A 25,364-nucleotide genomic window follows, 5' to 3' on the forward strand; every position below is an offset into this window, starting at 1 on the left:
GCGGAGAAGAAGAACATGTTCAAGAAGATCCTGATTGCCAATCGCGGGGAGATCGCTTGCCGCGTGATCCAGACGGCCAAGAAGATGGGCATCCTCACGGTCGCCGTCTATTCCGACGCCGACAAGGAAGCGCGCCACGTCGAGATGGCCGACGAGGCCGTGCACATCGGTGCCGCGCCGAGCCGCGAAAGCTATCTGCAGGCCGACCGCATCATTGCCGCCTGCAAGGCCACGGGCGCCGAAGCGGTGCACCCGGGCTACGGCTTCCTGTCGGAGAACGAAGCCTTCGCGCGCAAGGTCGAGGAAGAGGGCATCGCCTTCATCGGCCCGAAGCACTATTCGATCGCGGCGATGGGCGACAAGATCGCCTCGAAGAAGCTCGCGAACGAGGCCAAGGTCAACACCATCCCGGGCTGGAACGACGCGATCGAGACAGCCGAGCGGGCGGTCGAGATCGCCAAGGACATCGGCTACCCGGTGATGATCAAGGCCTCGGCCGGCGGCGGCGGCAAGGGGCTGCGCGTGGCGTGGAACGACAAGGAGGCCTTCGAGGGCTTCACTTCGTGCCGCAACGAGGCACTCAACAGCTTCGGCGACGATCGAGTGTTCATCGAGAAATTCGTCGAGGAGCCGCGCCACATCGAGATCCAGGTGCTGGGCGACTCGCACGGCAATGTGATCTACCTGAACGAGCGCGAGTGCTCGATCCAGCGGCGCCACCAGAAGGTGATCGAGGAGGCGCCGTCGCCCTTCATCAGCGAGGCCACGCGCCGCGCGATGGGCGCGCAGGCGGTGGCGCTCGCCAAGGCGGTGAAGTACCAGAGCGCGGGCACGGTGGAGTTCGTGGTCGGCAAGGACCAGAGCTTCTATTTCCTGGAGATGAACACGCGCCTGCAGGTGGAGCATCCGGTGACCGAGTGCATCACCGGGCTCGACCTGGTCGAGCTGATGATCCGCGTGGCGGCCGGCGAGAAGTTGCCGCTCGGCCAGGACGACGTGAAGCGCAATGGCTGGGCCATCGAGTGCCGGATCAATGCCGAAGACCCGTTCCGCAACTTCCTGCCTTCGACCGGCCGGCTGGTGAAGTTCCAGCCGCCGCCCGAGACGATGTTCGCAGCCGACACCGAGCGCCTGAACGGCGTGCGCGTTGACACCGGCGTGTACGACGGCGGCGAGATCCCGATGTACTACGACTCGATGATCGCCAAGCTCATCGTGCACGGCAAGGACCGCAACCATGCGATCGCACGCATGCGCGAGGCGCTCAACGGCTTCGTGATCCGCGGCATCAGCACCAACATCCCGTTCCAGGCGGCGCTGCTAGCGCATCCGAAGTTCGTGGCGGGCGACTTCAACACCGGCTTCATCGCCGAACACTACGGCCAGGGCTTCCATGCCGAGGACGTGGCGCATGCCGATTCCTCGTTCCTGGTGGCGCTGGCGGCCTATGTGCACCGCCGCTATCGCGCGCGCGCCTCGGGCATCAGCGGCCAGCTCGAAGGCCACGGCGTGAAGGTGGGCGAGCAGTTCGTGGTGGTCGAGCTCGGGGCCGAGGGCCAGCATGTGCACCATCCGGTGTCGGTGACCGACTTCCACGGCAAGACCGGTGCCTGCGCGGTGGCGGTGGACGGCAAGACCTACAAGATCGACGGCGGTTCCGCGCTCGGCGCGATCCGGCTGCAGGGCACGGTGAACGACCGGCCATTCACCGCGCAGGTCGAGCGCGGCGCCGGCCGCAGCCCGCTGGCGCTGCGCGTGGCGCACGACGGCAAGCAGATCGAGGCCATGGTGCTGTCGCCGCTGGGCGCCCGCCTGCTCGCGCTGATGCCCTACAAGGCGCCGCCGGACTTGAGCAAGTTCCTGATGTCGCCGATGCCGGGGCTTCTGGTCGAGGTGTCGGTGCAGCCGGGCCAGCAGGTACGCGCGGGTGAGAAGCTCGCGGTGATCGAAGCCATGAAGATGGAGAACGTGCTGTTCGCCACGCAGGACGGTGTGGTCGGCAAGATCTCGGCGAACAAGGGCGAGTCGCTCGCGGTCGACCAGGTCATCATGGAGTTCAACTGATGGGTGCGAACGATCTGCAGCAGCCGGTCAAGCTGCACCGCCCGGCGCCCAAGGCCGCGGCACCGCAAGGCCCGTGGACGGTCGAGGCCATTCAGGCGCTGCTCGACAGGCCGCTGATGGACCTGCTGTTCGAGGCGCAGACGGTGCACCGTGCGCATTTTCCCGCAGGCGACATCGAGCTCGCGACGCTGCTCTCGGTCAAGACCGGCGGCTGTCCCGAGAACTGCGGCTACTGCCCGCAATCGGCCGAGTTCGACACCGGCGTGAAGGCGCAAAAGCTGATGGAGGTCGATGAGGTGCTGCGCGCCGCGCAGGCCGCCAAGGACGCGGGCGCCACGCGCTTCTGCATGGGCGCGGCCTGGCGCGCGCCCAAGGACCGCGACGTGGAGAAGGTGGCCGTGCTGGTCGAGGCCGTGAAGGGCCTGGGCATGCAGACCTGCGCCACGCTCGGCATGCTCGAGCCGCATCATGCGCAGCAGCTCAAGGCGGCGGGCCTCGACTACTACAACCACAACCTCGACACCGCGCCCGAGTACTACACCGACGTGGTCGACACGCGCACCTACCAGGATCGGCTCGACACACTGGCGCATGTGCGCAGCGCGGGCATCAGCGTGTGCTGCGGTGGCATCGTGGGCATGGGCGAGCAGCCGGTGCACCGCGCGGGGCTGATCGCGCAACTGGCCAACCTCGACCCGTATCCGGAGTCGGTGCCGATCAACAGCCTGGTGCGCGTGCCCGGTACGCCGCTGGCCGATTCGGAACCGGTCGACCCCTTCGACTTCGTGCGCATGATCGCGGTCGCGCGCATCACCATGCCGACCGCCCGCGTGCGCCTGTCGGCCGGCCGCCAGCAGATGGGCGATGCGGTGCAGGCGCTGTGCTTCATGGCGGGCGCCAACTCGATCTTCTACGGCGACAAGCTGCTGGTGACCGGCAACCCCGATGTCGAGGCCGACACGGTGCTGCTCAAAAAACTGGGGCTCAACGCGACGCGCTCGCAGGAGCCGCACGCATGACAACGACACAACGCCCGTTCAAGGTGCTCGGCATCCAGCAGATCGCGATCGGCGGACCCGATAAGCTGCGCCTGCAGAAGCTCTGGGTCGACATGCTCGGGCTCGAAGTGACCGGCACCTTCCGCAGCGAGCGCGAGAACGTCGACGAGGACATCTGCGCGATGGGAAGCGGACCGTTCAAGGTCGAGGTCGACCTGATGCAGCCGCTCGACCCCGAGAAGAAACCCGCGGTGCATGCGACGCCGCTCAACCATGTGGGCCTGTGGATCGACGACCTGCCGAAGGCCGTGGAGTGGCTGACCGCGCAGGGCGTGCGCTTTGCGCCCGGTGGCATCCGCAAGGGTGCGGCGGGCTTCGACATCTGCTTCCTGCACCCGAAGGCGAACGAGGAGTTTCCGATCGCGGGCGAGGGCGTGCTGATCGAGATGGTGCAGGCGCCGCCCGAGGTGGTGGCGGCGTTCGCCGCGCTCGCGGCTACGCGTTGACGATCTTCCGGATCGGCGGCTTCACGTCCGAGCGGTGCGGCGGCAGCATCGGCTGGTGCTCGCGCGCCGGGTTCAGGATGATCGAGGTCGCGGTCTCGGTGAGGATGCAGAACTTGGTGACCACGGCGTCGAGGTGGCTCACGTCGATGACCGCGATCTCGAGAATCCAGCTGTCGTCACCGGTTACGTTGTAGGCATTCACGCATTCGGGCGTCTGCTGGATCAGCTGGACCACGCGGTCGTATTCGGCGCGGCCGACGCGGATCAGCGCACGGATGCCGTAGCCCAGCTTGGAAAGATTGACAGTGGCGCGGTAGCCGCTGATGACACCCGCGGCCTCGAGCTTCTTCACGCGCTCGGTCACGGCCGGCTGGCTCAGATGCACGCGGCGGCCGAGTTCGGCCATCGTGAGGCGCGCGTCCTTCTGTAGTTCGGCCAGGATGCGCGTGTCGTGGGCGTCCAGCGTGGGGTTCAAGGCGGAATCCATGGAAGTCCTTCAAAACAACGGTGGGAAGGGCGCTAGAACCATGAGATTGGCATGGTTGAACGCGAACCGCTTTCATACCATGGCGCATTCGCCGCCACAACCATCGTCCCCATGCCCACGCTCGCCTCCCCATCTCAAGCCGCGCCCGCGTCCGCTGCCGGCACCATGCCGCCGATCCTCTGGCTCTGCCTCGCCGCCACCTGGCTGGTCTGGGGATCGACCTACCTGGCAATCAAGTACGCGCTGGTCAGCTTTCCGCCATTTCTCCAGATGGGCTCGCGCTTCCTGTTCGCCGGCGTGGTGCTGCTCGCCTGGATGCGTTGGCGCGCGGCCGCCTGGCCGTCCCCCGTGCAGTGGCGAAATGCCTTCGTGGTGGGCGCGCTGATGCTCGGCGGCGGCATGGGCGGCACGGCCGTGGCCGAGGTGTCGATCGGCTCGGGGTTGGTGGTGGCCTTCATCGCGGTGGTGCCGCTGCTGATCGCGCTGCTGAACCTGGTCTGGGGCATCCGGCCCACGCGCCTGGAAGCAGCGGGCATTGCCGTGGGACTTGTCGGCGTGCTGATGCTGACGCAGGGCAGCGGCTTCCAGTCATCGCCTGCAGGGTTGGCCGCGATCTCGATCGCCTGCGTGTGCTGGTCGATGGGCAGCGTGCTGAGCCAGCGCAGCCTGCCGCTCGCGCCGGGCGCGATGGGTTTCGCGAGCGAAATGATCTGCGGCGGCGTGGTGCTGATGGCGCTGGCGGCCGCTGCCGGCGAGCGCCTGGCCTGGCCGTTCGATCCGCTCGCGGTCGGCGCGTGGCTGTACCTGGTGGTCTTCGGTTCGCTGATCGCGTTCAACGCCTACATGGTGCTGCTCGCCAGGGCGCCGGCGGCGCTGGCCTCGAGCTATACCTTCGTGACGCCGGTGATCGCGATGCTGCTCGGCGTGTGGATCGCGAACGAGACGGTCACGCGCTTCGAGTGGTACGCGGTGGGCGTGGTGCTCGCGGGCGTGTTGCTGCTGCTGTTCAAGCGCCCGAAGAAGCGCTGACCCCCGCTCCCAACAAGTCGCTCAAGGCTTGGCCGTGGGTGGGCGCAGCAGCGAGGCAGCGCGGGCGCGCGCCAGCGCGGCCTCGACGATGGAGCGCTTGCGCGTGTCGGCGGCCTGCGGCTCGGCAGGGGTAGGCGACGGCTCGTCGATGCGCTTGGCGAGCCGGCGATGCGTGCCGTGCCGCTGGTAGCGCTGCAGCGCCGCTTCGGCTTGGGCCTCGGACCACGCGGCCCAGCCGCTGCGCCCGGCCGTTTCGACCTCGAGCGAGATGCAGTCGACCGGGCACACCGGAATGCAGAGTTCGCAACCCGTGCAGTGCGCCTCGATCACGGTGTGCATGCGCTTGTGGATGCCCAGGATGGCGTCGGTCGGGCAGGCATCGAGGCAGAGCGTGCAGCCGATGCACCAGGCTTCGTCGATGACCGCCATGCTGCGCGGGCCTTCGGTGCCGAACTGCGCGTCGAGCGGCTGCACCTCGCGGCCGGTGAGCCGCGCCAGCCTCGCAATGCCTTCGGCGCCGCCGGGCGGGCACTGGTTGATGCCTGCTTCGCCTTCGGCCACGGCCTGCGCATAGCCGGCGCAATCGGCATAGCCGCACCGTGTGCACTGCGTCTGCGGCAGTGCCTGGTGGATGCGTGCGGCCGGCGCGTTCACTTCCTGCGGGCCGCAGGCTTCCTGGCGGCAGCGGCCGTCACGGGTTTTTTGGCGGCGGCCGCGACGGTCGTCTTGCGGGCGGGCTTGACCCGGTCTTCGGCAGGCAGGGTTTCGCGTGCGCCGGCGCGGCGCTGCGGCTCGTCGTGCGCCGCGATGAACTTGGCCATCCGCGGATAGACCAGATCGCGCCAGCGGCGGCCGCTGAAGATGCCGTAGTGGCCCGCGCCCTTGACTTCGTAGTGCTCGCGCTTCGCGTCGGCGATGCCGGTGCACAGGCTGTGCGCGGCCTCGGTCTGGCCCGAGCCGGAGATGTCGTCGAGTTCGCCCTCGACCGTGAGCAGCGCGGTCGAGCGGATGTCCTGCGGCCGCACGCGCTCGAGCACGCCCTTGGGGTTGCGCACGTCCCAGGTGCCGTTCACCAGGTCGAACTCCTGGAACACGGTGCGGATGGTCTCGAGGTAATAGTCGGCGTCCATGTCGAGCACCGCGTTGTACTCGTCATAGAACTTGCGATGGGCCTCTGCGCTCGTGTCGTCGCCCTTGATAAGGTTCTTGAAGTAGTCGTAATGGCTGGTGGCGTGGCGGTCGGGGTTCATCGCCACGAAGCCCGTGTGCTGCAGGAAGCCGGGGTACACACGGCGGCCTTCACCCGGAAAGCCGTGCGGCACGCGGTAGATCACGTTGTTCTCGAACCACTCGTAGCTCTTGTTCATCGCGAGGTTGTTCACCGCGGTGGGCGACTTGCGCGCGTCGATGGGCCCGCCCATCATCGTCGTGGTGAGCGGCAGCGGCTCGCCGCGGCTGGCCATCAGCGACACCGCCGCGAGCACCGGCACCGTCGGCTGGCACACGCTCACCACGTGGCAGTTGCCGTATTCGGCCTGCAGTCGGCGGATGAACTCCTGCACGTAGTTGATGTAGTCGTCGAGGTGGAATTCGCCTTCGGAGAGCGGCACCAGGCGTGCGTTCTTCCAGTCGGTGACGTAGACCTTGTGCGCTTGCAGCATGGTGCGGACGGTGTCGCGCAGCAGCGTGGCGTAGTGGCCCGACAGCGGCGCCACGATCAGCACCACGGGCTGGCTCTTGAGCGTCTTGAGGATGTGCGGCTCGTCGGTGAAGCGCTTGAACCGGCGCAGCTCGCAGAAGGGCTTGTCGAGCTCGATGGCTTCCTGGATCACGACCTCTTCGCCGTCGACCTTGACGCTCTTGATGTTGAACTCGGGCTTCTCGTAGTCCTTGCCCAGGCGGTAGAGCAGGTCGTAGCCGGCTGCCATGCGTTGCGCCATCGGCAGCTGGCCGTACACGGCGCCATGGCCGTAGAGCTTGGACGCCGCCTGCGCGAAATCGGCAAACGGCTCCATCAGGGAGCGCTGGGCTTCGTAGAGTTGATACAGCATCGTGGTCCCGGAAAGAAAATGTTGCAGTGCAATATATCAGTCCACGGAGCGCGCTGCAGGGGGCGAACCCTAGGCCGACCCTGAAGGCAGGGTCGTTTTGGCCCGAAATGTGGAGAACTTTACATGAACAATAAAGTTCTCGTTTCGATCGTCAGATGACTTTGGCGATCGACGCACAGACGTAGTCGATGTTCTTGCTGTTGAGGGCTGCCACGCACATGCGGCCGGTGTCGGTGCCGTAGACGCCGAATTCGCTGCGCAGGCGCACCATCTGGTCCTTGCTGAGGCCCGAGTAGCTGAACATGCCGATCTGGGTGGTGATGAAGCTCATGTCTTCCTTCACGCCGGCGGCCTTGAGGCCCTCGACCAGCTTCTGGCGCATGGCCTTGATGCGCACGCGCATCTCGCCGAGCTCTTTTTCCCAGAGCGTGCGCAGCTCGGGGTTGCCGAGCACCGCGGCCACCACGGCGCCGCCGTGGATCGGCGGGTTGCTGTAGTTGGTGCGGATCGCGATCTTGAGCTGCGAGAGCACGCGGCCAGCTTCTTCCTTGCTCTCGCACAGTACCGACAGCGCGCCGACGCGCTCGCCGTAGAGGCTGAAGCTCTTCGAGAACGAGGTCGAGACGAAGAAGGTCAGGCCGGCCTCGACGAACTTGGCCACGGCGGCGCCGTCTTCCTTCAGGCCATAGCCGAAGCCCTGGTAGGCCATGTCGAGGAAGGGCACCAGGCCCTTGGCCTTGACCGCGGCGACGACCTGGTCCCACTGGGCCGGGGTGATGTCGTAGCCGGTGGGGTTGTGGCAGCAGGCGTGCAGCACCACGACCGTGCCGGCCGGTGCGGCCTGGAGCGCGGCCAGCATGCCATCGAAATCGACGCCGCGCTTGGCCGCGTCGTAATAGGGATAGCTTTCGACCTGGAAGCCGGCCTGGGTGAAGAGCGCGCGGTGGTTTTCCCAGCTCGGGTCGCTGATCAGCACCTTGGCTGCGGGGTTGAGCTTCTTGAGGAAGTCGGCCCCGACCTTCAGGCCGCCGGTGCCGCCGATGGCCTGGATGGTGGCGACGCGGCCCGACTGCACGGGCTCGCTGTCGGGCCCGAAGACCAGGCCCTTGACCGCGTTGTCGTAGGCCGCGATGCCGTCGATCGGCAGGTAGCCGCGGGCCGAAGGCGCCTTCATCATGTCCTGTTCGGCGGCCTGCACGCACTGCAGCAGGGGCAGCTTGCCGTTGTCGTCGTAGTAGACGCCGACGCCGAGGTTGACCTTGTGGGGGTTGGTGTCGGCTGCGTATTGCTCGTTGAGGCCGAGGATCGGGTCGCGCGGTGCCATTTCGACCGCGGTGAACATAGACATGGAAAGGTCCTTTGGGGTGAAAGCTGCGCTGCAACCGGAGGAGGTTTAAGCTTGCCGGTTGCCTTGAATTTTACCGGCCACACGCCACCTGTCGGAAACAGCCATGCCAGAGATCAACGAAGCCGTAGCAGACCTGAAGAAGCTCGACCCGATCGGTCCCGCTCCGCAGGGCGAATTCGTCCGCTTTCCGGACTCGCCGTTCGAGCTGTACCAGCCGTACCCGCCGGCCGGCGACCAGCCGAAGGCGATCGAAGGGCTGGTGCAGGGCGTGCGCGACGGCGAGGTCTTTCAGACGTTGCTGGGCGTCACGGGCTCAGGCAAGACCTTCACGATGGCCAACGTGATCGCACAGCTGGGCCGCCCCGCGATCGTCTTCGCGCCCAACAAGACGCTGGCGGCGCAGCTCTACAGCGAATTCCGCGAGTTCTTCCCGAAAAACGCCGTCGAGTACTTCGTAAGCTACTACGACTACTACCAACCCGAGGCCTACGTGCCGCAGCGCGACCTGTTCATCGAGAAGGACTCGTCGATCAACGAGCACATCGAGCAGATGCGGCTGTCGGCCACCAAGAGCGTGCTGGAGCGGCGCGACACTGTCATCGTGGCCACGGTGAGCGCCATCTACGGCATCGGCACGCCCGAGGACTACACCCAGATGCGCTTCATCATGCGCGTGGGTGACAAGATCGGGCAGCGCGACGTGATCGGCCGGCTGATCCGCATGCAGTACACGCGCAACGAGCAGGATTTCTCGCGCGGCACCTTCCGCGTGCGCGGGGACACGATCGACGTGTTTCCGGCCGAGCACAGCGAGCTCGCGATCCGCATCGAGCTGTTCGACGACGAGATCGAGACGCTGCAGCTGTTCGATCCGCTCACCGGGCGCATCCGCCAGAAGATTCCGCGCTTCACGGTCTATCCGTCGAGCCACTACGTGACCCCGCGCGACAAGGTGCTGGGCGCGGTAGAGACCATCAAGATCGAACTGGCCGAGCGGCTCAAGGAGTTCGTTTCCCAGGGCAAGCTGGTCGAGGCGCAGCGCCTCGAGCAGCGCACCCGGTTCGACCTCGAGATGCTGGCCGAGATCGGCCACTGCAAGGGCATCGAGAACTACACGCGCCATCTCTCGGGCGCCGCGCCGGGCCAGCCGCCGGCCACGCTCACCGATTACCTGCCGAAGGACGCGCTGATGTTCCTCGACGAGAGTCACCAGATGGTCGGGCAGCTCGGCGGCATGTACAACGGCGACCGGGCGCGCAAGACCACGCTGGTCGAGTACGGCTTCCGGCTGCCGAGCGCGCTCGACAACCGGCCGCTGAAGCTCGAGGAATTCGAGGCCCGCGTTCGCCAGTGCGTCTTCGTCTCGGCAACGCCGGCCGACTACGAGAAGCAGCACGCCGGTAACGTGGTCGAGCAGCTGGTGCGGCCCACCGGCCTGATCGACCCCGAGGTGGAGGTGCGCCCGGCCACGCACCAGGTGGACGACGTGCTGGGCGAGATCCGCATCCGGGTCGAGAAGCACGAGCGCGTGCTGATCACCACCCTCACCAAGCGCATGGCCGAGCAGCTGACCGACTACCTGGGCGACAACGGCGTGAAGGTGCGCTACCTGCACAGCGACATCGACACCGTGGAGCGCGTCGAGATTCTGCGCGACCTGCGCCTGGGCACCTTCGACGTGCTGGTGGGCATCAACCTGCTGCGCGAAGGGCTCGACATTCCCGAGGTGTCGCTGGTGGCGATCCTCGACGCCGACAAGGAAGGCTTCCTGCGCGCCGAGCGCTCGCTGATCCAGACCATCGGGCGCGCCGCCCGCAACCTGAACGGCAAGGCCATCCTCTACGCCGACCGGATGACCGAGTCGATGAAGAAGGCCATCGGTGAGACCGAGCGCCGCCGCGCCCGCCAGATCATCCACAACGAGGCCAACGGCATCACGCCGCGCAGCATCAACAAGCAGGTGCGCGACCTGATCGACGGTGTCTACAGCGAGAAGAGCGGCAAGGAAGCGGCCAAGCTCGACCTGGAGCGCGCCAAGGTCGAGGACATGAGCGAGAAGGACATCGCCCGCGAGATCAAGCGGCTCGAGAAGCTCATGATGGAACACGCCCGCAACCTCGAGTTCGAGAAGGCAGCCCGGGTGCGCGACCAGCTCGCGCTGCTGCGGGAGCAGGCATTCGGCGCCGCCGGCGGCGACAACATCGCCGTTCTGCCGGTCTGAGCGCGCGCCCGTCTACTCCGCATCGCGGCCCGATGGGGTTTACCCGAGCAGAACTCGGGGACATCTGCTATACTTGAGTGAAATACTCAACAACAAATAAGAAACTTCGCGATGAAGGTTCGATCCCACTGGCTGGTTCACCAGCGCCAGGGGTCGGGCAGGGCGGAGACGAAGTCACCGCGGTCCAGGGCCAAGGTGTCATTTCAACGGTAAGCACTTGAAGGAGCTTGCGATGCGTCTCACTACCAAAGGCCGTTTTGCGGTCACAGCAATGATCGATCTGGCATTGCGCCAGAACACGGGTCCGGTCACGCTGGCTGCGATCAGCCAGCGGCAGCAGATTTCGTTGTCGTATCTCGAACAGCTGTTCGGCAAACTGCGCCGTCACGAGCTGGTCGAATCGACCCGCGGCCCCGGCGGCGGCTACAGCCTCGGCCGCAAGGCTGCGGATATCACCGTCGCAGACATCATTGTTTCCGTCGATGAACCCATCGATGCCACCCAGTGCGGCGGCAAGGAAAACTGCCTCGGCGAACAGGGCCGCTGCATGACGCACGAACTCTGGGCTTCGCTGAACCAGCGCATGGTCGAGTTCCTCGATTCCGTCACGTTGCAGAAGTTGGTCGACGACCAGATCGCCAAGGGCGTGCAGATCGAGAACAAGCCGGTCGTCAAGCGCGCGATCTCGGCGCAGCCGGTGGTCAAGCCGATTCGCGTGAACGCGCCGAATTCGGTCTTCGCCCTCGGCAACGCCTTCGCGAAGTCCTGAAGGCCCGCGGCGCCTCCGGGCGCTGCGGCTAGAAGTTTTCTTCGACACATCGACACATAACAACCCCACGCCAGCACGAGCCAGCCATGGACGTAACTCCTCATTTCCCGATCTATCTCGACTACGGCGCGACCACGCCGGTCGACCCGCGTGTGGTCGACGCCATGATTCCCTGGTTGCGCGAACACTTCGGCAACCCGGCGTCGCGCAGTCACGCCTGGGGCTGGGAAGCTGAAGAGGCGGTCGAGAAGGCGCGCGGCGAGGTGGCCGCACTGATCGGCGCCGATCCACGCGAGATCGTCTGGACCTCTGGCGCGACCGAGTCGAACAACCTCGCGCTCAAGGGCGCGGCCCAGTTCTACAAGGGCAAGGGCAAGCACCTGATCACGGTGAAGACCGAGCACAAGGCCGTGCTCGACACCATGCGCGAACTCGAACGCCAAGGCTTCGAGGTGACCTACATGGACGTCGAGGAAGACGGCCTGCTCGATCTCGAGAAGTTCAAGGCCGCGATCCGTCCCGACACGATCCTCGCCAGCGTGATGTTCGTGAACAACGAGATCGGCGTGGTCCAGGACATGGTGGCGCTGGGCAATGTATGCCGCGAGAAGGGCGTGATCTTCCATGTCGACGCGGCCCAGGCCACCGGCAAGGTCGAGATCGACATGGCCAAGCTGCCTATCGACCTCATGAGCCTGGCCTCGCACAAGACCTACGGCCCCAAGGGCATCGGCGCGCTGTACGTGCGCCGCAAGCCGCGCGTGCGGCTCGAGGCGCAGATGCACGGCGGCGGCCACGAGCGCGGCATGCGCTCGGGCACCCTGCCGACGCACCAGATCGTGGGCATGGGCGAAGCCTTCCGCATCGCCCGGCTCGAAATGAAGGACGACATCGCCAAGGCGGCACGCCTGCAGAAGCGCCTGCTCGACGGGTTCAAGGATGTCGAGCAGGTGTTCATCAACGGCGATCTCGAGCGCCGCGTGCCGCACAACCTCAACATGAGCTTCAACTATGTCGAGGGCGAGTCGCTGATCATGGGCATCAAGGGCCTGGCGGTGTCGTCGGGCTCGGCCTGCACCTCGGCCAGCCTCGAGCCGAGCTACGTGCTGCGCGCACTCGGCCGCAGCGACGAGCTGGCCCACAGCAGCCTTCGCATGACCATCGGCCGCTTCACGACCGAAGAAGAGATCGACTACGCCATATCGACCATCAAGCACAACGTGGCCAAGCTGCGCGAACTTAGCCCCTTGTGGGAGATGTTCCAGGATGGCGTCGACATCAGCACGATCCAGTGGTCGGCCCACTGAGATTCCCGGATCCAGGCCGCACCAGGCTCCACGATTGAACAAAGTTTGAGAGGTACACCATGGCATATTCTTCCAAGGTCATCGACCACTACGAAAACCCCCGCAACGTCGGCTCGTTCGAAAAGGGCGACGATTCGGTCGGCACCGGGATGGTGGGCGCACCGGCCTGCGGCGACGTGATGAAGCTGCAGATCAAGGTCAACCCCGAAACCGGCGTGATCGAAGACGCCCGCTTCAAGACCTACGGCTGCGGCTCGGCCATCGCCTCGTCTTCGCTCGTGACCGAATGGGTCAAGGGCAAGACGCTCGACGAAGCGGCGGCACTCAAGAACGCGCAGATCGCCGAAGAGCTGGCGCTGCCGCCGGTCAAGATCCACTGCTCGATCCTCGCCGAGGACGCGATCAAGGCCGCCGTGAGCGATTACAAGGCCAAGCACGGCGCAAAGAGCGGCGCTGCCGCCGACGCGGAAGCCGTCCACTGACATGGCCGTCACGCTGACCGACGCTGCTGCGCGACACGTCACCCGCTACCTCGGCAAGCGGGGCAAGGGCGTGGGCGTGCGGCTGGGCGTGAAGACCACCGGGTGCTCGGGCCTGGCCTACAAACTCGAGTACGTGGACGAGCTTTCGCCCGAAGACGTGGTGTTCGAGGACCAGGGCGTGAAGGTGCTGGTCGATCCGAAGAGCCTGGCCTACATCGACGGCACGCAGCTCGACTTCGTGCGCGAAGGCCTCAACGAGGGGTTCAAGTTCAACAACCCGAACGAACGCGACCGCTGCGGCTGCGGAGAGAGCTTTCGCATCTGATGCATCGTCGCTGACCGCGACCAAGGCCGCCACCATGTCATGTGCTGGCGGTTTTTTCTTGCCATGAATCTCAACGACACCGACTTTGAACTGTTCGCCGTACCGGCGACCTTTGCGCAGGACCGCGCCGTGCTCGATGCGCGCTGGAAGGAACTGCAGCGCGAAGCGCACCCCGACCGCTTCGCCGCGCAGGGTGCCGCCGCGCAGCGCGTGGCGATGCAGTGGTCGGTCCGCATCAACGAGGCCTACCAGCGCCTCAAGAACCCGGTGCGGCGCGCGAGCTACCTCTGCGAACTGAACGGTGCTCCGCTCGATGCGGAGAACAACACGGCGATGCCGTCCGACTTCCTGATGCAGCAGATGGAATGGCGCGAGGCGCTCGAAGACGCCCGCGACGTCGCCGCGGTCGAGCGGCTGCAGGCCGAGGTCGAGACCGGCCGTGCCCGCGTGCTCTCGTCGCTCGACTGGCTGCTCGACGAGAAGGGCGACCACCCCGCCGCCGCGCAGCAGGTGAGAGCCCTCATGTTCATTGAGCGCTTCTCGCACGACGTCGAGGCCAGGATCGATCAATTGGGACAATAGGCGCTGAACGTTATGGCTCTTCTCCAGATTTCCGAACCGGGCCAGGCGCCCGATCCTCATCAGCGTCGCATCGCCGTGGGCATCGACCTCGGCACCACGCACTCGCTGGTGGCCGCAGTGCGCAACGGCGTGGCCGAGTGCCTGCCCGACGACCAGGGCCGCGTGCTGCTGCCGTCGGTGGTGCGCTACCTCGAAGGCGACCGTCGCCAGATCGGCTTCGATGCCGCGGCGGCGCGCGGCGAAGACCCGGGCAACACCATCACCTCCGTCAAGCGGCTCATGGGCCGGGGCCTGGCCGACATCACGAACCGCGAATCGATGTCGTACCGGATCGCCGGCGAGGATGGCGGCATGGTGAAGGTGCAGACACTCGCTGGCGAGAAGTCGCCGGTGGAGATCAGCGCCGAGATCCTCGCCACGCTGCGCTACCGTGCCGAGGACACCTTCAACGACGATCTCTACGGCGCGGTCATCACCGTGCCCGCCTACTTCGACGAGGGCCAGCGCCAGGCCACGAAGGATGCCGCGCAACTCGCCGGCCTCAACGTGCTGCGCTTGATCAGTGAACCCACGGCCGCGGCCATTGCCTATGGCCTCGACAATGCGAGCGAAGGCGTCTATGCGGTCTACGACCTCGGTGGCGGCACCTTCGACATCTCGATCCTGCGGCTCACGCAGGGCGTGTTCGAGGTGATCGCCACGGGCGGCGATTCGGCCCTCGGCGGCGACGACTACGACCATGCGCTCGCGGACTTGGTGCTTGCGCAGACCGGCGCGCGCACCGCGAGCGACACCGACAGGGCCGCGATGCTCGTGGCGGCGCGCGCCGCGAAGGAGGCGCTGACCGAGGCGGCAACGACGGCCTTCCGCGCCGAACTGGCTGGCGGCGCGGTGGCATTCGACCTGTCGCGCGAGCAATTCGATGCGGCGACCCGTCCGCTCACCGACCGAACCATTGCCGCGGTGCGCAAGGCGCTGCGCGACGCGAAGCTCAAGCCGCAGGAATTGCAGGGCATCGTGCTCGTCGGCGGCTCCACGCGCATGCCGCAGGTGCGCCGCGCCGTCGCCGACTTCTTCGGCCGCGCACCGCTCGTCAACCTGAACCCCGATGAGGTCGTGGCGCTCGGCGCCGCGATCCAGGCCAACCAGTTGGCGGGCAACGGCGGCGCCGACGACCTGCTGCTGCTCGACGTCATCCCGTTGTCGCTCGGCATCGAGACCATGGGCGGCCTTGTCGAACGCATCGTGCCGCGCAACCAGACCATCCCGACCGCGATGGCGCAGGACTTCACGACCTACCAGGACGGCCAGACGGCGCTCGCGCTGCACGTGGTGCAGGGCGAACGCGATCTGGTGGCCGATTGCCGCAGCCTGGCTCGCTTCACGTTGCGCGGCATCCCACCGATGGCGGCGGGCGCGGCGCGCATCCGCGTGACCTTCACGGTCGACGCCGACGGCCTGCTCAGTGTGAGCGCGAAGGAGCAGGCCAGCGGCGTCGAGGCCAGCGTCACCGTCAAGCCGTCGTACGGCCTCTCGGACGATCAGATCGCCAACATGCTGCAGGAGAGCTTCAGCACCGCGCAGCAGGACATGCAGGCGCGCGCGCTGGTCGAGGCACGCGTGGATGCCGAACGCATGCTGCTCGCGACCCGGAGCGCGCTCGACGCCGACGGCGACCTGCTGGCCGCGGATGAGCGCGCCGTGATCGAGGCTTCAATGGACCGGTTGCGCGAAGCGGCAGCCAGCAGCAGCGACGCCGCGGCCATCGAAAGCGCGACCAAGGCGCTGGCGCACGACACCGAGGCCTTCGCCGCACAACGCATGAACGCGGGCATTGCGCGTGCGCTGTCGGGCCGCAAGGTCGAATCTCTCTAAGAACAACATGCCCATCATCAAGATATTTCCGCATCCAGAGTACTGCCCCGAGGGTGCAGAAATCACGGCACCCGCAGGCACCTCGATCTGCGAGGCGCTGCTCGACAACCACATCGACATCGAGCATGCGTGCGAGATGAGCTGCGCCTGCACCACCTGCCATGTCATCGTGCGGCAGGGCTTCAATTCGCTCAACGAGGCCGAGGAGGGCGAGGAAGACCTGCTCGACCGCGCGTGGGGCCTGGAGCCACAATCGCGGCTCAGCTGCCAGGCCATCCTGGCGCGTGAAGATGTCACGATCGAGATCCCCAAGTATTCGATCAACCACGCCAAGGAAAACCATTGATGAGCCACGCATGACGCGCCAGATCGTCCTCGACACCGAAACCACCGGCCTTTCCGCCGAGAACGGCGACCGCATCATCGAGCTCGGCTGCGTCGAGCTGTTTGCGCGCAAGCTCACCGGCAACGACCTGCACATCTACTTCAATCCCGGGCGCGAAAGCCACGAGGATGCGCTCAAGGTGCACGGCCTGACGACCGACTTCCTGCGCGACAAGCCGAAGTTCGCCATGCTCGCGAACGACGTCGTAGAGTACCTGCGTGGCGCCGAGCTGATCATCCACAACGCGGCCTTCGACGTCGGCTTCCTCAACAAGGAGTTCGAGCTCGCGGGCCTGCCGCCGCTGCAGAGCTTCGTGGGCGAGGTGACCGATACGCTCGCGATGGCGAAGCAGGTCTATCCGGGCAAGCGCAATTCGCTCGACGCGCTGTGCGACCGCTTCGGCGTCGACCGCTCGAACCGCACCTTCCACGGCGCCAAGCTGGATGCCCAGCTGCTCGCCGACGTGTACATCAACCTGACGCGCGGGCAGGACGCATTGCTCATCGACGTCGGCTCGAATGAGCCGGCCCAGGGTACGACCGTGGTGGCCATCGACCTGAGCCAGTTCGAGCTGCCGGTCATCATGGCCGGGGAGCAGGAGCTCGCTGCGCACGAGGCGCTGTTGTCCCAGCTCGACAAATCCAGCAACGGACGCACGCTGTTTCGCCAGATTGACGAAAATCCTGTGGCATAATCGAAGGCTTCGCACAGCGCGATTCATGCCGGGGCAGCGGAAGGCAGCCAAGGCTGAAAGGGCGGTTAGCTCAGGGGTAGAGCACAGCATTCACACTGCTGGGGTCGGAGGTTCGAAGCCTCCACCGCCCACCAAGATTTTGCAGAAAGCGACCAGGAACACCGGGTCGCTTTTTTTGCGTCCGCCTAAGTCTCGTACGACATGACCCGACGCAGATCGCCGGTGCGGGCCGGCCGACACGCCTCGTGTTGAAGCCTAAAAAGGCAAGACACACGAAAGCAAACACCATGGCAACCCACCCCGATCTTCCGCCAGACCTGCCCGTGGAGCCCGACGAGGGCCCCAGCATTCCGCCCGGCGACAACCCCACCGAACCCGAGCCGGCGCCGTCCTGACGGCGCGCGGCGCGCGTCGTCCATGCCGCGATAAGCTCGCGGCATGGACGAACTCGATTGCGCCGTTATCGGCGCCGGTGTGGTGGGCCTGGCCGTGGCGCGTGCGTTGGCGCTCGCAGGCAGGGAGGTGGTGGTGCTCGAATCGGAAGGTGCGATCGGCACCGGCACCAGTTCGCGCAACAGCGAGGTGATTCACGCGGGCATCTACTACCCGCAAGGCTCGCTCAAGGCGCGCCTTTGCGTGGAAGGGCGCGAGGCGCTCTATGCCTACGCCGTCGAGCGGGGCGTGCCGCACCGGCGCTGCGGCAAGCTCATCGTGGCGACCTCGCTCGAGCAGGTCGGACAGCTCGAAACGATCCGCGCCAAGGCCGCCGCCAATGGTGTCGACGACCTGCAGATGATCTCCGCGCAGCAGGCTGCTGAGATGGAGCCGCAACTGCATTGCCTTGCGGCGCTGCATTCCCCGAGCACCGGTATCGTCGACAGCCATGCGCTGATGCTGAGCCTGCTCGGCGACCTCGAGAATGCCGGCGGCATGCTGGCGCTCAAATCGCCCGTGGCGCGCGCGGAATGCGGCCCGGAAGGCATCGTGCTGGTGGCGCAGGACGGCACGGCCTTGCGCTGCAACACCGTTGTCAACGCCGCCGGCCTCGGCGCCCCCGCACTTGCACGGCGTTTCGAAGGCCTGCCGGCGGCGGCGGTGCCCCGGGCCTATTTTGCGAAGGGCAGCTATTTCACGCTGTCCGGCCGGACGCCGTTCGGGCGCCTGATCTACCCGGTGCCGGAGCCCGGCGGGCTGGGCGTGCACCTGACGATCGACCTGGGTGGCCAGGCCAAGTTCGGTCCCGACGTGCAGTGGGTCGATGCGGCGGACGATCTCGTGGTGGACGCGGCGCGCGGCGAGGGCTTCTATGCGGAGGTGCGCAAGTACTGGCCTGCGCTGCCGGATGGGGCCCTGATCCCCGGCTACGCGGGCATGCGCCCGAAGATTTCGGGCCCGCACGAGCCCGCCAGCGATTTCGTGATCGACGGGCCTGCGAGGCACGGCGTGCCCGGACTGGTCAACCTGTTCGGCATCGAATCGCCGGGGCTCACGAGCAGCCTGGCCATCGGACGCCACGTGGCGCAAATGCTCGCTCATGCGTAACCAAAATGTGACTAGACGCCCACCACGTGCAGGAGTCGACAACTTCGTGATTTATTAGGGGCTTTTGTGCCTGTAACATGACGGCACGCCATTTCGCTGGCGTGAGCCGCCGGCGCGTTGCCGGTGTCATCACGGAGGACAGATTCCAATGAGTGCATCCAACAACATCGAAGCCGCAGCCGAAGACATCGCGAGCGACATCCGCGGGGTCCTGGCCAGCAAGGACCTGGATTCGGTTCCCCACATCAAGGCGCTGCGCCAGCGCATCGACTCGAAGCTCGCGATCGCACGCGAACTCGCGGCCGAAAAAAGCAAGCTCGCCGCGAAGAAAGCGCGCGATGCCGCCACGTCGGCCAATGCCTATGCGCACGATGAGCCGTGGCAGATTGCCGGCGCCGCGCTTGCCGTCGGCCTGCTGGTGGGTCTGCTGCTTGGCCGCCGCTGACGCATGAAGCTGTTGTCCCTCTTCGGACTCGATGCCCGTCTGCGGCGCTTGCGGATTGCCGCTGCCGAAGGTGCGCTGGCCGCCGAGGACCGCATGCAGCTCTTGCGCATGGGGTGGGAGGACGAGAAGCGGCGCCTCAAGGTCGCGCTCGTGCTCGTGGTCGCAGTGGGCGGCCTGACCACGGTGGCCGTGGCGCTGCTGTCGATGGCCGTGGTGGTGCATTTCTGGGACACGCCGCATCGCATTGCGGCAGCCTGGTGGGTGGCCGCGGTCTGGGGCTTGCTCTGGCTGGCGGCTGCGTTGGGCCTGCTCTCGTCGCTGCGCGGTGCCTCGAACAGCTTCGAGCCGGCACGCCGTGAACTCGAACGCGACTGGGCCTGGGCCCAGGAGAGTTTCGGCTTCGGCAAGGACTCCGACCCGGAAGGTGAGGAACCGACGCCAAGGCGGCCTGCCACGCGCGAGGAACTGCTTGCGCGCATTGCGCATCAGCGCGAGCGCATTGCCACGGTTCAGGCTCCGCGTACCGATGCCTCCGCCACTGCGGCGGCTTCGGCCAAAGCCCCGCCGGCCAACGAATCGGCGGCAGATGCGGCGCTGCGGATTGCGCGGGAGCATCCCGTCGCCGTGGGTGCGGCTGCAGCCGTGGCGATGGTGGTGATTCGCCCCAAGCGCCTGCTGCGCCTGACGGCGTTTCTGGCGCCCATCCTCTGGCGCATGCGCTGAGAAAGACGGCTCAGGCGGCGCTGCGACCTTGCAGCAACGCCTGGGCTGCTTCTCGCACGAGCCCGGGGCCCCGGTAGATGAGGCCGGTGTAGATCTGCACCACGTCGGCACCCGCGGCCACCTTGGCCTTGGCATCGGCCGCGCTCAGGACGCCGCCCACGCCGATGATCGGAAAACCCGAACCCAGTGCCGCGCGCAGTTGCGCGACCACGCGGTTGCTGCCTTCGCGCACCGGCGCCCCCGAGAGCCCACCTGCTTCCTCTGCATGCCGCAGCCCGGCGACCGCATCACGCGCCAGCGTGGTGTTGGTGGCAATCACGCCGTCCATGGCGTGGCGCCGCAGCGTGGCGGCAATCACGGCGACCTGCGGCGCGTCGAGATCGGGCGCGATCTTGACGAACAGCGGGACGCGCCGGCCTGTCTGCACAGCGAGCGCCTCGCGACGCTCGGCGATCGCGCCGAGCAGGGCATCGAGCGCCTCGTCGCTCTGCAGCGAGCGCAGGTTCGCCGTGTTGGGGCTCGAGATGTTGATCGTCACATAGTCGGCATGCGCGTACACGCCGTCGAGACAGGCGAGGTAGTCGTCGACCGCGCGTTCGATCGGGGTGCTGGCGTTCTTGCCGATGTTCAGGCCGAGCAGCATCGGTGCGGCCCCGTTGCGCACTGCCTGCCGGAAGCGCGACTTCTGCACGTTGGCCAGAAAGGCCGCCAGCCCTCCGTTGTTGAAGCCGAGCCGGTTGATCAGCGCGTCGCGCTCCGGCAGGCGAAACATGCGCGGCTTCGGATTGCCTGGCTGCGCCTTGGGCGTGACCGTGCCGACCTCGACGAAGCCGAAGCCCATGGCGGCGAAGGCGTCGATGCAGCGGGCGTTCTTGTCGAGCCCTGCCGCCAGACCCACGCGGTTGGGAAACCGGAGTCCGGCCAGCGTGACGGGGTCTTCGACGCGAGGTGCAGCGTAGGCGCAGGCGAGCGGCGTGTTCTGGGTGCGGGCCAGCGCGTCGAGCGTGAGTTCGTGGGCATGCTCCGGGTCGAGACCGAACAGGAAGGGCCGGGCCAGGCCGTAGAGAGAGGAAGGTAGCAGGGGCATCGGATAATTCTCGACTTCAATGAGCCAAGGATTCTCCGCGATGACCGCACCCACTTCTTCCGCTGCTCCCGGCGGCGCTATCTCCCAGGACGAACTCAAGGCCCAGGTTGGCCGCGCCGCGCTCGCCTACGTGGCCAAGGGCGAGATCGTCGGCGTGGGCACCGGCTCGACGGTGAACAAGTTCATCGACGCGCTGGCCACGATCAAGGACCAGATCAAGGGCGCGGTGTCGAGCTCGGTCGCGTCCACGGAGCGGCTGCGCGCGCTGGGCATTCCGGTGTTCGACAGCAACGAGGTCGACGAACTCGGCGTCTACATCGACGGTGCCGACGAGATCGACCACCGCGGCTTCATGGTGAAGGGCGGCGGTGCGGCGCTCACGCGCGAGAAGATCGTTGCTGCGCAGTCGCGGCGCTTCGTCTGCATTGCCGATGAGTCCAAGCTCGTGACCACGCTCGGCGCCTTTCCGCTGCCCGTGGAGGTGATCCCGATGGCGGCGCGGCGCGTGATGCGCCAGTTCGAGGCCATGGGCGGCGTTGCGCAGGTGCGCGAGAAGGACGGCCTGCCGCTGGTGACGGACAACGGCCAGCACATCGTCGATGTGACGGGCCTTCAGATCAGCGATCCGCTCGCCTTCGAATCGGAAGTGAGCCAGTGGCCCGGCGTGGTCACGGTGGGCGTGTTCGCGCACCAGAGGGCCCATGTCTGCCTGCTCGGCACGCCTGCGGGCGTTCGGACGCTGCAGTTCGACTGAGGAGCCGCGCTGCGCGAGCGCGGCGCTCGCTCAGAACTTGATGCCCGCGGGATTGCTGGGCGTCGGCCCGCTCGGTGGCGGTGCGGGCGGCTGCGGGGCCGGGGCAGGCTGCTCCTGCGCCACCGGGGCAGGCGCCGTGCCGGGCGCGGGCTGCTGCGCGACCAGCGGCCGCGCAGCGGGCTGGCGGTAGCCGGCGGGCAGGCTGTTGCTCTTCGGGTAGCCCGCGGCATCGAGGTATTGCGACCATTCGGCGTCGGAGAAGCCCTTGAGCTGCTGCGAACCGATGGTCAGCAGCGGCAGCGAGGCCTGGTTGCTGAGGCGCTGCAGTGCCTCGACGTCCTGGCGCGATTTCACGGTCCGTTCCTCGAACGGAACGCCGCGCGTGATGAGCAGCGAACGGGCGGCGCCGCAGGGCTCGCATTCCTCGCCGCTGTACAGCGTGACTGGATAGCGCTGCGCCACCTGCCTCAGTTCATAGGGCAGGCCCGCGCTGGCCGCGGACGCGCTGGCGGCCTGCGGCGCGGCGGCGGGCGCCGTGCTCGCAGTTGGCGCGCGGTCCGAAAAGCTGACCTTGCCGTCCTTGTCCACGTTGCGGTAGATCGGCTGGGCCATGACGCCGGCAGCGGCCAGCAGCAGCACCAGGGTGAGGCCGGACAGGCGCGGCAAGGCGGTTTTCGGGTGAGTCGAATGCATCGCCCGAGTATCTCAAGCTTCAGCCGCGCATCAAGCGGGTTCGGCCTGCGCCATGCCCTGGTGTCGCAGCAGCGCGTCGAGCTGGGGCTCGCGGCCGCGGAAGGCCTTGAACGAATCCATCGCGCTGCGGCTGCCGCCTGCTTCGAGGATCGCCTGGCGGTAGCGGCGTCCGGTCTCGATGTCGGGCTGGCCATCGGCGCCCATGGTCTCTTCGAAGGCGGCATACGCGTCGGCGCTCAGCACCTCGGCCCACTTGTAGCTGTAGTAGCCGGCCGCATAGCCGCCCGAGAAGATGTGGCTGAAGGTGTTGGGCGTGCGGCTGAACGCAGGCGAGGGCATGACCGCCACTTCGCGGCGCACTTCGGCAAGCAGCGCGAGCACGCCGTCGGCCGCTGCGGCGCCAGCCTGGTATTCGGTATGCAGCAGCATGTCGAACAGCGAGAACTCGATCTGGCGCAGCGTCTGCAGCCCGCTCTGGAAGTTCTTGGCCGCGGTCATCTTGTCGAACAGTGCGCGCGGCAGCGGCTCGCCGGTGTCGACGTGGGCCGTCATGTGTTTGAGCACGTCCCACTCCCAGCAGAAGTTCTCCATGAACTGGCTCGGCAGTTCGACGGCATCCCACTCGACGCCGCTGATGCCCGAGACGTCGCGCTCGTTCACCTGGGTCAGCATGTGGTGTAGGCCATGGCCGAATTCATGGAAGAGGGTGGTCACGTCGTCGTGCGTGAGCAGCGGCGGCTTGCCGTCGACGCCGCTCGCGAAGTTGCACACGAGTTGCGCCACCGGCGTCTGCAATTCGCCGCCGTCGGGGCGCAGCCAGCGCGCGCGCACGTCGTCCATCCAGGCGCCGCCGCGCTTGGCAGCGCGTGCCGAGGGGTCGAGATAGAACTGCCCGACCTTCTGCGCGCCTTGCGGCGTCTGGCGCTCGATGCGGTAGAACTCGACGCTCGGGTGCCAGGTGGGCGCGCTGTCGCGGCGGATCGTCACTTCGAACAGCGTCTCGACGATCTTGAACAGTCCGGCCATCACCTTCGGCGCCGGGAAGTACTGCTTGACCTCCTGCTCGCTGAAGGCATAGCGCGCTTCCTTGAGCTTCTCGCCGACAAAGGTCCAGTCCCAGGGCTGCGGATCGGCGATGCCGAGCTGTTCCGACGCGAAGACACGCAGGTCGGCCAGGTCGCGCTCGCCATAGGGCTTGGCCTTGGCCGCCAGGTCGCGCAGGAACTTGATGACCTGCTCCGGCGAATCGGCCATTTTCGGCACGACCGAGAGCTCGCCGAAATTCTCGTAGCCCAGGAGCTTCGCCTCTTCTTCGCGAAGCGCGAGGATTTCGTTGATCAGCGTGGTGTTGTCGAAGGCCGGGTCGCCGAGTTCGCTGGCGCGCGTGACATAGGCGCGGTAGAGCGTCTCTCGCAGCGCGCTGCTCTTGGCGAATTGCATCACCGGCAGGTAGCAGGGCATCTTGAGCGTAAGCTTGTAGCCGTCCTTGCCTTCGGACTCGGCGGCCGCACGGGCGGCGCTCACCACGTCTTCGGGTACGCCTTCGAGCTCGCCGAACGACGCGTAGTAAGAAAACGCATCCGTCGCGTCGAGCGCGTTCTCGCTGAACTTCTGACTCAGCTCGGCCTGGCGCTCCTGGATCTCGGCGAAGCGCTTCTTGGCCTCACCCTGCAGCTCGGCGCCGCCGAGCACGAAGTTGCGCACCGCGTTGCGATGGGCCTGGCGCTGCTCGGGGTTCAGCGTCGCGGGGTCGATCGCTTTGTACTTTGCGTAGAGGCGCTCGTCGGAACCCAGGCGGGTCCAGAACGCTGTCACGCGTGGCATCGCCTCGTTGTAGGCGGCGCGCAGTTCGGGCGTGTCGGCCACGGCATTGAGGTGGCCCACGGCGCCCCAGGCGCGGCTGAAGCGTTCCGACGCGACATCGAGCACCTTCGAGATGGCGTTCCAGTCGGCCGGGAAATCGGCGGCGGTCACTGTCTGCAGTGCGTTTTCGGCATCGGCCAGCAAGGTGTCGATGGCGGGCGCGACATGCTCGGGGCGGATGCGGTCGAACAGTGGCAGGTCGGTGAAGTCGAGAAGCGGATTCGTCATGTCGTCCTTACTTGGCGGCGCGTTCGGCGGCTTCAAGGGTGTTCGCAAGCAGCATGGCGCGCGTCATCGGGCCTACGCCGCCGGGCACGGGCGTGATCCAGCCGGCCACATCCTTCACGCCGTCGAAATCGACGTCGCCGGCGAGCTTGCCGTCTTCCTTTCGGTTCATGCCCACGTCGATCACGACGGCTCCGGGCTTCACCATGTCGGCGGTCAGCAGGTTGCGCTTGCCCACGGCCGCGACGATCACATCGGCCTGCCGCGTGATGGCGCCGAGGTCTTGCGTGGCGCTGTGGCAGATGGTCACGGTGGCGCTCTTCGCGAGCAGCATCATGGCCATCGGCTTGCCGACGATGTTGCTGCGGCCGATCACCACCGCATGCTTGCCGCGCAGGTCGCAGCCGATCGATTCGAGCATCTTCATGCAGCCGTACGGCGTGCAGGGCCAGAAGCCCGGCGCACCGGTCATCAGCGCACCGGCGCTCGCGACGTGGAAGCCGTCGACGTCCTTGGCAGGCGAGATCGTCTCGATGACTTTCTGGCTGTCCATGTGCTTCGGAAGCGGCAGCTGCACAAGGATGCCATGCACCTTCGGGTCGTCGTTGAGGGCGCGGATGCGCGCCAGCAGGTCGGCTTCGCTGAGGTCGGCGGGGTAGGTCTCGAGCGTGGCCGCGAGGCCGGTCTGCATGCTGTCGTTGACCTTGTGTTTGGTGTAGACCTGGCTCGCAGGGTCTTCGCCCACGAGAATGATGGACAGGGCCGGGTTCACGCCCCGGGCCTTGAGCGCGGCAGTACGGCCGGCGACTTCGGCGCGAATGGTTTGGGCGAGGGCGTTGCCGTCGATCAGTTGGGCGGTCATCGGTTTCGATTTTCCAAGTAAAAACGCCCGCTTGCGCAGGCGTGGGG

General features: G+C 66.7%; 26 protein-coding genes and 1 tRNA gene. 19 read left to right on the plus strand and 8 right to left on the minus strand.

Annotated features, from left to right (window positions below; translation table 11 throughout):
* Positions 1-15: 15 nt before the first annotated feature.
* From accC to AC3A6R_RS02680, 3 genes are read left to right on the plus strand one after another with little or no spacing between them, the layout of a single operon-like run.
* Positions 16-2,064 carry an acetyl-CoA carboxylase biotin carboxylase subunit gene (gene accC / locus AC3A6R_RS02670; RefSeq protein WP_487863702.1) on the plus strand — a complete coding sequence of 683 codons (2,049 nt, stop codon included), beginning with the start codon at positions 16-18 and terminating at the stop codon, positions 2,062-2,064.
* Positions 2,064-3,083 carry a biotin synthase BioB gene (bioB, locus tag AC3A6R_RS02675; RefSeq protein ID WP_487858768.1) on the plus strand — a complete coding sequence of 340 codons (1,020 nt, stop codon included), beginning with the start codon at positions 2,064-2,066 and terminating at the stop codon, positions 3,081-3,083. The genes accC and bioB overlap by 1 nt, the downstream gene beginning before the upstream one ends.
* A complete protein-coding gene (locus tag AC3A6R_RS02680) occupies positions 3,080-3,568 on the plus strand; it encodes a VOC family protein (protein WP_487858769.1) in 489 nt (162 codons plus the stop codon). Before bioB ends, AC3A6R_RS02680 begins: the two co-directional genes overlap by 4 nt.
* Here AC3A6R_RS02680 and AC3A6R_RS02685 read toward each other — a convergent pair.
* Positions 3,558-4,055, minus strand: coding sequence for an Lrp/AsnC family transcriptional regulator (locus AC3A6R_RS02685; protein ID WP_487858770.1), 498 nt, complete (start codon positions 4,053-4,055; stop codon positions 3,558-3,560). The two genes, AC3A6R_RS02680 and AC3A6R_RS02685, sit on opposite strands and share 11 nt — an antisense overlap.
* A 111-nt stretch (positions 4,056-4,166) precedes the next feature.
* On the opposite strand from AC3A6R_RS02685, the gene AC3A6R_RS02690 reads away from it, so the two are divergent.
* The gene (locus tag AC3A6R_RS02690) at positions 4,167-5,084 is read left to right on the plus strand and encodes an EamA family transporter (protein ID WP_487863703.1); all 918 of its coding nucleotides are present in this window, start codon (positions 4,167-4,169) and stop codon (positions 5,082-5,084) included.
* Positions 5,085-5,105: 21 nt separating this feature from the next.
* On the opposite strand, the gene AC3A6R_RS02695 is transcribed toward AC3A6R_RS02690, so the two are convergent.
* The 3 genes from AC3A6R_RS02695 to AC3A6R_RS02705 all read right to left on the minus strand — a co-directional run bounded on the left by AC3A6R_RS02695 (position 5,106) and on the right by AC3A6R_RS02705 (position 8,483).
* Positions 5,106-5,738 carry an RnfABCDGE type electron transport complex subunit B gene (locus AC3A6R_RS02695; protein WP_487863704.1) on the minus strand — a complete coding sequence of 211 codons (633 nt, stop codon included), beginning with the start codon at positions 5,736-5,738 and terminating at the stop codon, positions 5,106-5,108.
* Complete coding sequence (locus tag AC3A6R_RS02700) at positions 5,735-7,135, minus strand: polyhydroxyalkanoate depolymerase (protein ID WP_487858773.1); 1,401 nt, start codon at positions 7,133-7,135, stop codon at positions 5,735-5,737. The genes AC3A6R_RS02695 and AC3A6R_RS02700 overlap by 4 nt, the downstream gene beginning before the upstream one ends.
* A 151-nt stretch (positions 7,136-7,286) precedes the next feature.
* Positions 7,287-8,483: an amino acid aminotransferase gene (locus tag AC3A6R_RS02705; RefSeq protein ID WP_487863705.1), complete on the minus strand. Its 1,197-nt coding sequence runs from the start codon at positions 8,481-8,483 to the stop codon at positions 7,287-7,289.
* Between the two features lie 103 nt (positions 8,484-8,586).
* On the opposite strand from AC3A6R_RS02705, the gene uvrB reads away from it, so the two are divergent.
* The 14 genes from uvrB to AC3A6R_RS02775 all read left to right on the plus strand — a co-directional run bounded on the left by uvrB (position 8,587) and on the right by AC3A6R_RS02775 (position 19,833).
* Positions 8,587-10,704: an excinuclease ABC subunit UvrB gene (gene uvrB / locus AC3A6R_RS02710; protein WP_487863706.1), complete on the plus strand. Its 2,118-nt coding sequence runs from the start codon at positions 8,587-8,589 to the stop codon at positions 10,702-10,704.
* A gap of 232 nt (positions 10,705-10,936) precedes the next feature.
* A complete protein-coding gene (gene iscR / locus AC3A6R_RS02715; RefSeq protein WP_280817610.1) occupies positions 10,937-11,473 on the plus strand; it encodes a Fe-S cluster assembly transcriptional regulator IscR in 537 nt (178 codons plus the stop codon).
* Between the two features lie 86 nt (positions 11,474-11,559).
* Complete coding sequence (locus AC3A6R_RS02720) at positions 11,560-12,780, plus strand: IscS subfamily cysteine desulfurase (RefSeq protein ID WP_487863707.1); 1,221 nt, start codon at positions 11,560-11,562, stop codon at positions 12,778-12,780.
* Positions 12,781-12,839: 59 nt separating this feature from the next.
* Positions 12,840-13,262 carry a Fe-S cluster assembly scaffold IscU gene (gene iscU / locus AC3A6R_RS02725; RefSeq protein WP_487858777.1) on the plus strand — a complete coding sequence of 141 codons (423 nt, stop codon included), beginning with the start codon at positions 12,840-12,842 and terminating at the stop codon, positions 13,260-13,262.
* Position 13,263: 1 nt separating this feature from the next.
* The gene (gene iscA / locus AC3A6R_RS02730) at positions 13,264-13,587 is read left to right on the plus strand and encodes an iron-sulfur cluster assembly protein IscA (protein ID WP_487858778.1); all 324 of its coding nucleotides are present in this window, start codon (positions 13,264-13,266) and stop codon (positions 13,585-13,587) included.
* A 63-nt stretch (positions 13,588-13,650) separates the two neighbouring features.
* Positions 13,651-14,169 carry a Fe-S protein assembly co-chaperone HscB gene (gene hscB / locus AC3A6R_RS02735; RefSeq protein ID WP_487858779.1) on the plus strand — a complete coding sequence of 173 codons (519 nt, stop codon included), beginning with the start codon at positions 13,651-13,653 and terminating at the stop codon, positions 14,167-14,169.
* Positions 14,170-14,181: 12 nt separating this feature from the next.
* Positions 14,182-16,044: a Fe-S protein assembly chaperone HscA gene (gene hscA / locus AC3A6R_RS02740; protein WP_487863708.1), complete on the plus strand. Its 1,863-nt coding sequence runs from the start codon at positions 14,182-14,184 to the stop codon at positions 16,042-16,044.
* Positions 16,045-16,051: 7 nt separating this feature from the next.
* Positions 16,052-16,390, plus strand: coding sequence for an ISC system 2Fe-2S type ferredoxin (fdx, locus tag AC3A6R_RS02745; protein WP_487858781.1), 339 nt, complete (start codon positions 16,052-16,054; stop codon positions 16,388-16,390).
* Positions 16,391-16,400: 10 nt separating this feature from the next.
* Positions 16,401-17,123, plus strand: coding sequence for a DNA polymerase III subunit epsilon (gene dnaQ / locus AC3A6R_RS02750; protein WP_487858782.1), 723 nt, complete (start codon positions 16,401-16,403; stop codon positions 17,121-17,123).
* A gap of 59 nt (positions 17,124-17,182) precedes the next feature.
* Positions 17,183-17,257 (plus strand) — tRNA-Val (locus AC3A6R_RS02755).
* A 153-nt stretch (positions 17,258-17,410) separates the two neighbouring features.
* Positions 17,411-17,518 carry a stereocilin gene (locus AC3A6R_RS02760; protein ID WP_487858783.1) on the plus strand — a complete coding sequence of 36 codons (108 nt, stop codon included), beginning with the start codon at positions 17,411-17,413 and terminating at the stop codon, positions 17,516-17,518.
* A gap of 43 nt (positions 17,519-17,561) precedes the next feature.
* A complete protein-coding gene (locus AC3A6R_RS02765; protein WP_487863709.1) occupies positions 17,562-18,665 on the plus strand; it encodes an NAD(P)/FAD-dependent oxidoreductase in 1,104 nt (367 codons plus the stop codon).
* A gap of 148 nt (positions 18,666-18,813) precedes the next feature.
* Positions 18,814-19,110, plus strand: a complete 297-nt coding sequence (locus AC3A6R_RS02770) for a glycine zipper domain-containing protein (RefSeq protein WP_487858785.1) — start codon at positions 18,814-18,816, stop codon at positions 19,108-19,110.
* Between the two features lie 3 nt (positions 19,111-19,113).
* Positions 19,114-19,833: a phage holin family protein gene (locus AC3A6R_RS02775; RefSeq protein ID WP_487858786.1), complete on the plus strand. Its 720-nt coding sequence runs from the start codon at positions 19,114-19,116 to the stop codon at positions 19,831-19,833.
* A gap of 10 nt (positions 19,834-19,843) precedes the next feature.
* On the opposite strand, the gene AC3A6R_RS02780 is transcribed toward AC3A6R_RS02775, so the two are convergent.
* Positions 19,844-20,920, minus strand: coding sequence for a quinone-dependent dihydroorotate dehydrogenase (locus tag AC3A6R_RS02780; RefSeq protein WP_487858787.1), 1,077 nt, complete (start codon positions 20,918-20,920; stop codon positions 19,844-19,846).
* A 40-nt stretch (positions 20,921-20,960) separates the two neighbouring features.
* Between AC3A6R_RS02780 and rpiA the strand changes: the two genes are divergently transcribed.
* Complete coding sequence (gene rpiA / locus AC3A6R_RS02785) at positions 20,961-21,674, plus strand: ribose-5-phosphate isomerase RpiA (protein WP_487858788.1); 714 nt, start codon at positions 20,961-20,963, stop codon at positions 21,672-21,674.
* A 30-nt stretch (positions 21,675-21,704) separates the two neighbouring features.
* Here rpiA and AC3A6R_RS02790 read toward each other — a convergent pair whose 3' ends face one another.
* The 3 genes from AC3A6R_RS02790 to folD are packed head-to-tail and all read right to left on the minus strand — an operon-like array spanning position 21,705 to position 25,317.
* A complete protein-coding gene (locus AC3A6R_RS02790) occupies positions 21,705-22,367 on the minus strand; it encodes a glutaredoxin family protein (RefSeq protein WP_487863710.1) in 663 nt (220 codons plus the stop codon).
* 30 nt (positions 22,368-22,397) lie between these two features.
* The gene (locus tag AC3A6R_RS02795) at positions 22,398-24,458 is read right to left on the minus strand and encodes a M3 family metallopeptidase (protein WP_487858790.1); all 2,061 of its coding nucleotides are present in this window, start codon (positions 24,456-24,458) and stop codon (positions 22,398-22,400) included.
* A gap of 7 nt (positions 24,459-24,465) precedes the next feature.
* A complete protein-coding gene (folD, locus tag AC3A6R_RS02800; RefSeq protein WP_487858791.1) occupies positions 24,466-25,317 on the minus strand; it encodes a bifunctional methylenetetrahydrofolate dehydrogenase/methenyltetrahydrofolate cyclohydrolase FolD in 852 nt (283 codons plus the stop codon).
* Between the last annotated feature and the right edge of the window lie 47 nt (positions 25,318-25,364).

The sequence above is a fragment of the Variovorax sp. Soil_C_19 genome (genome assembly GCF_057657255.1).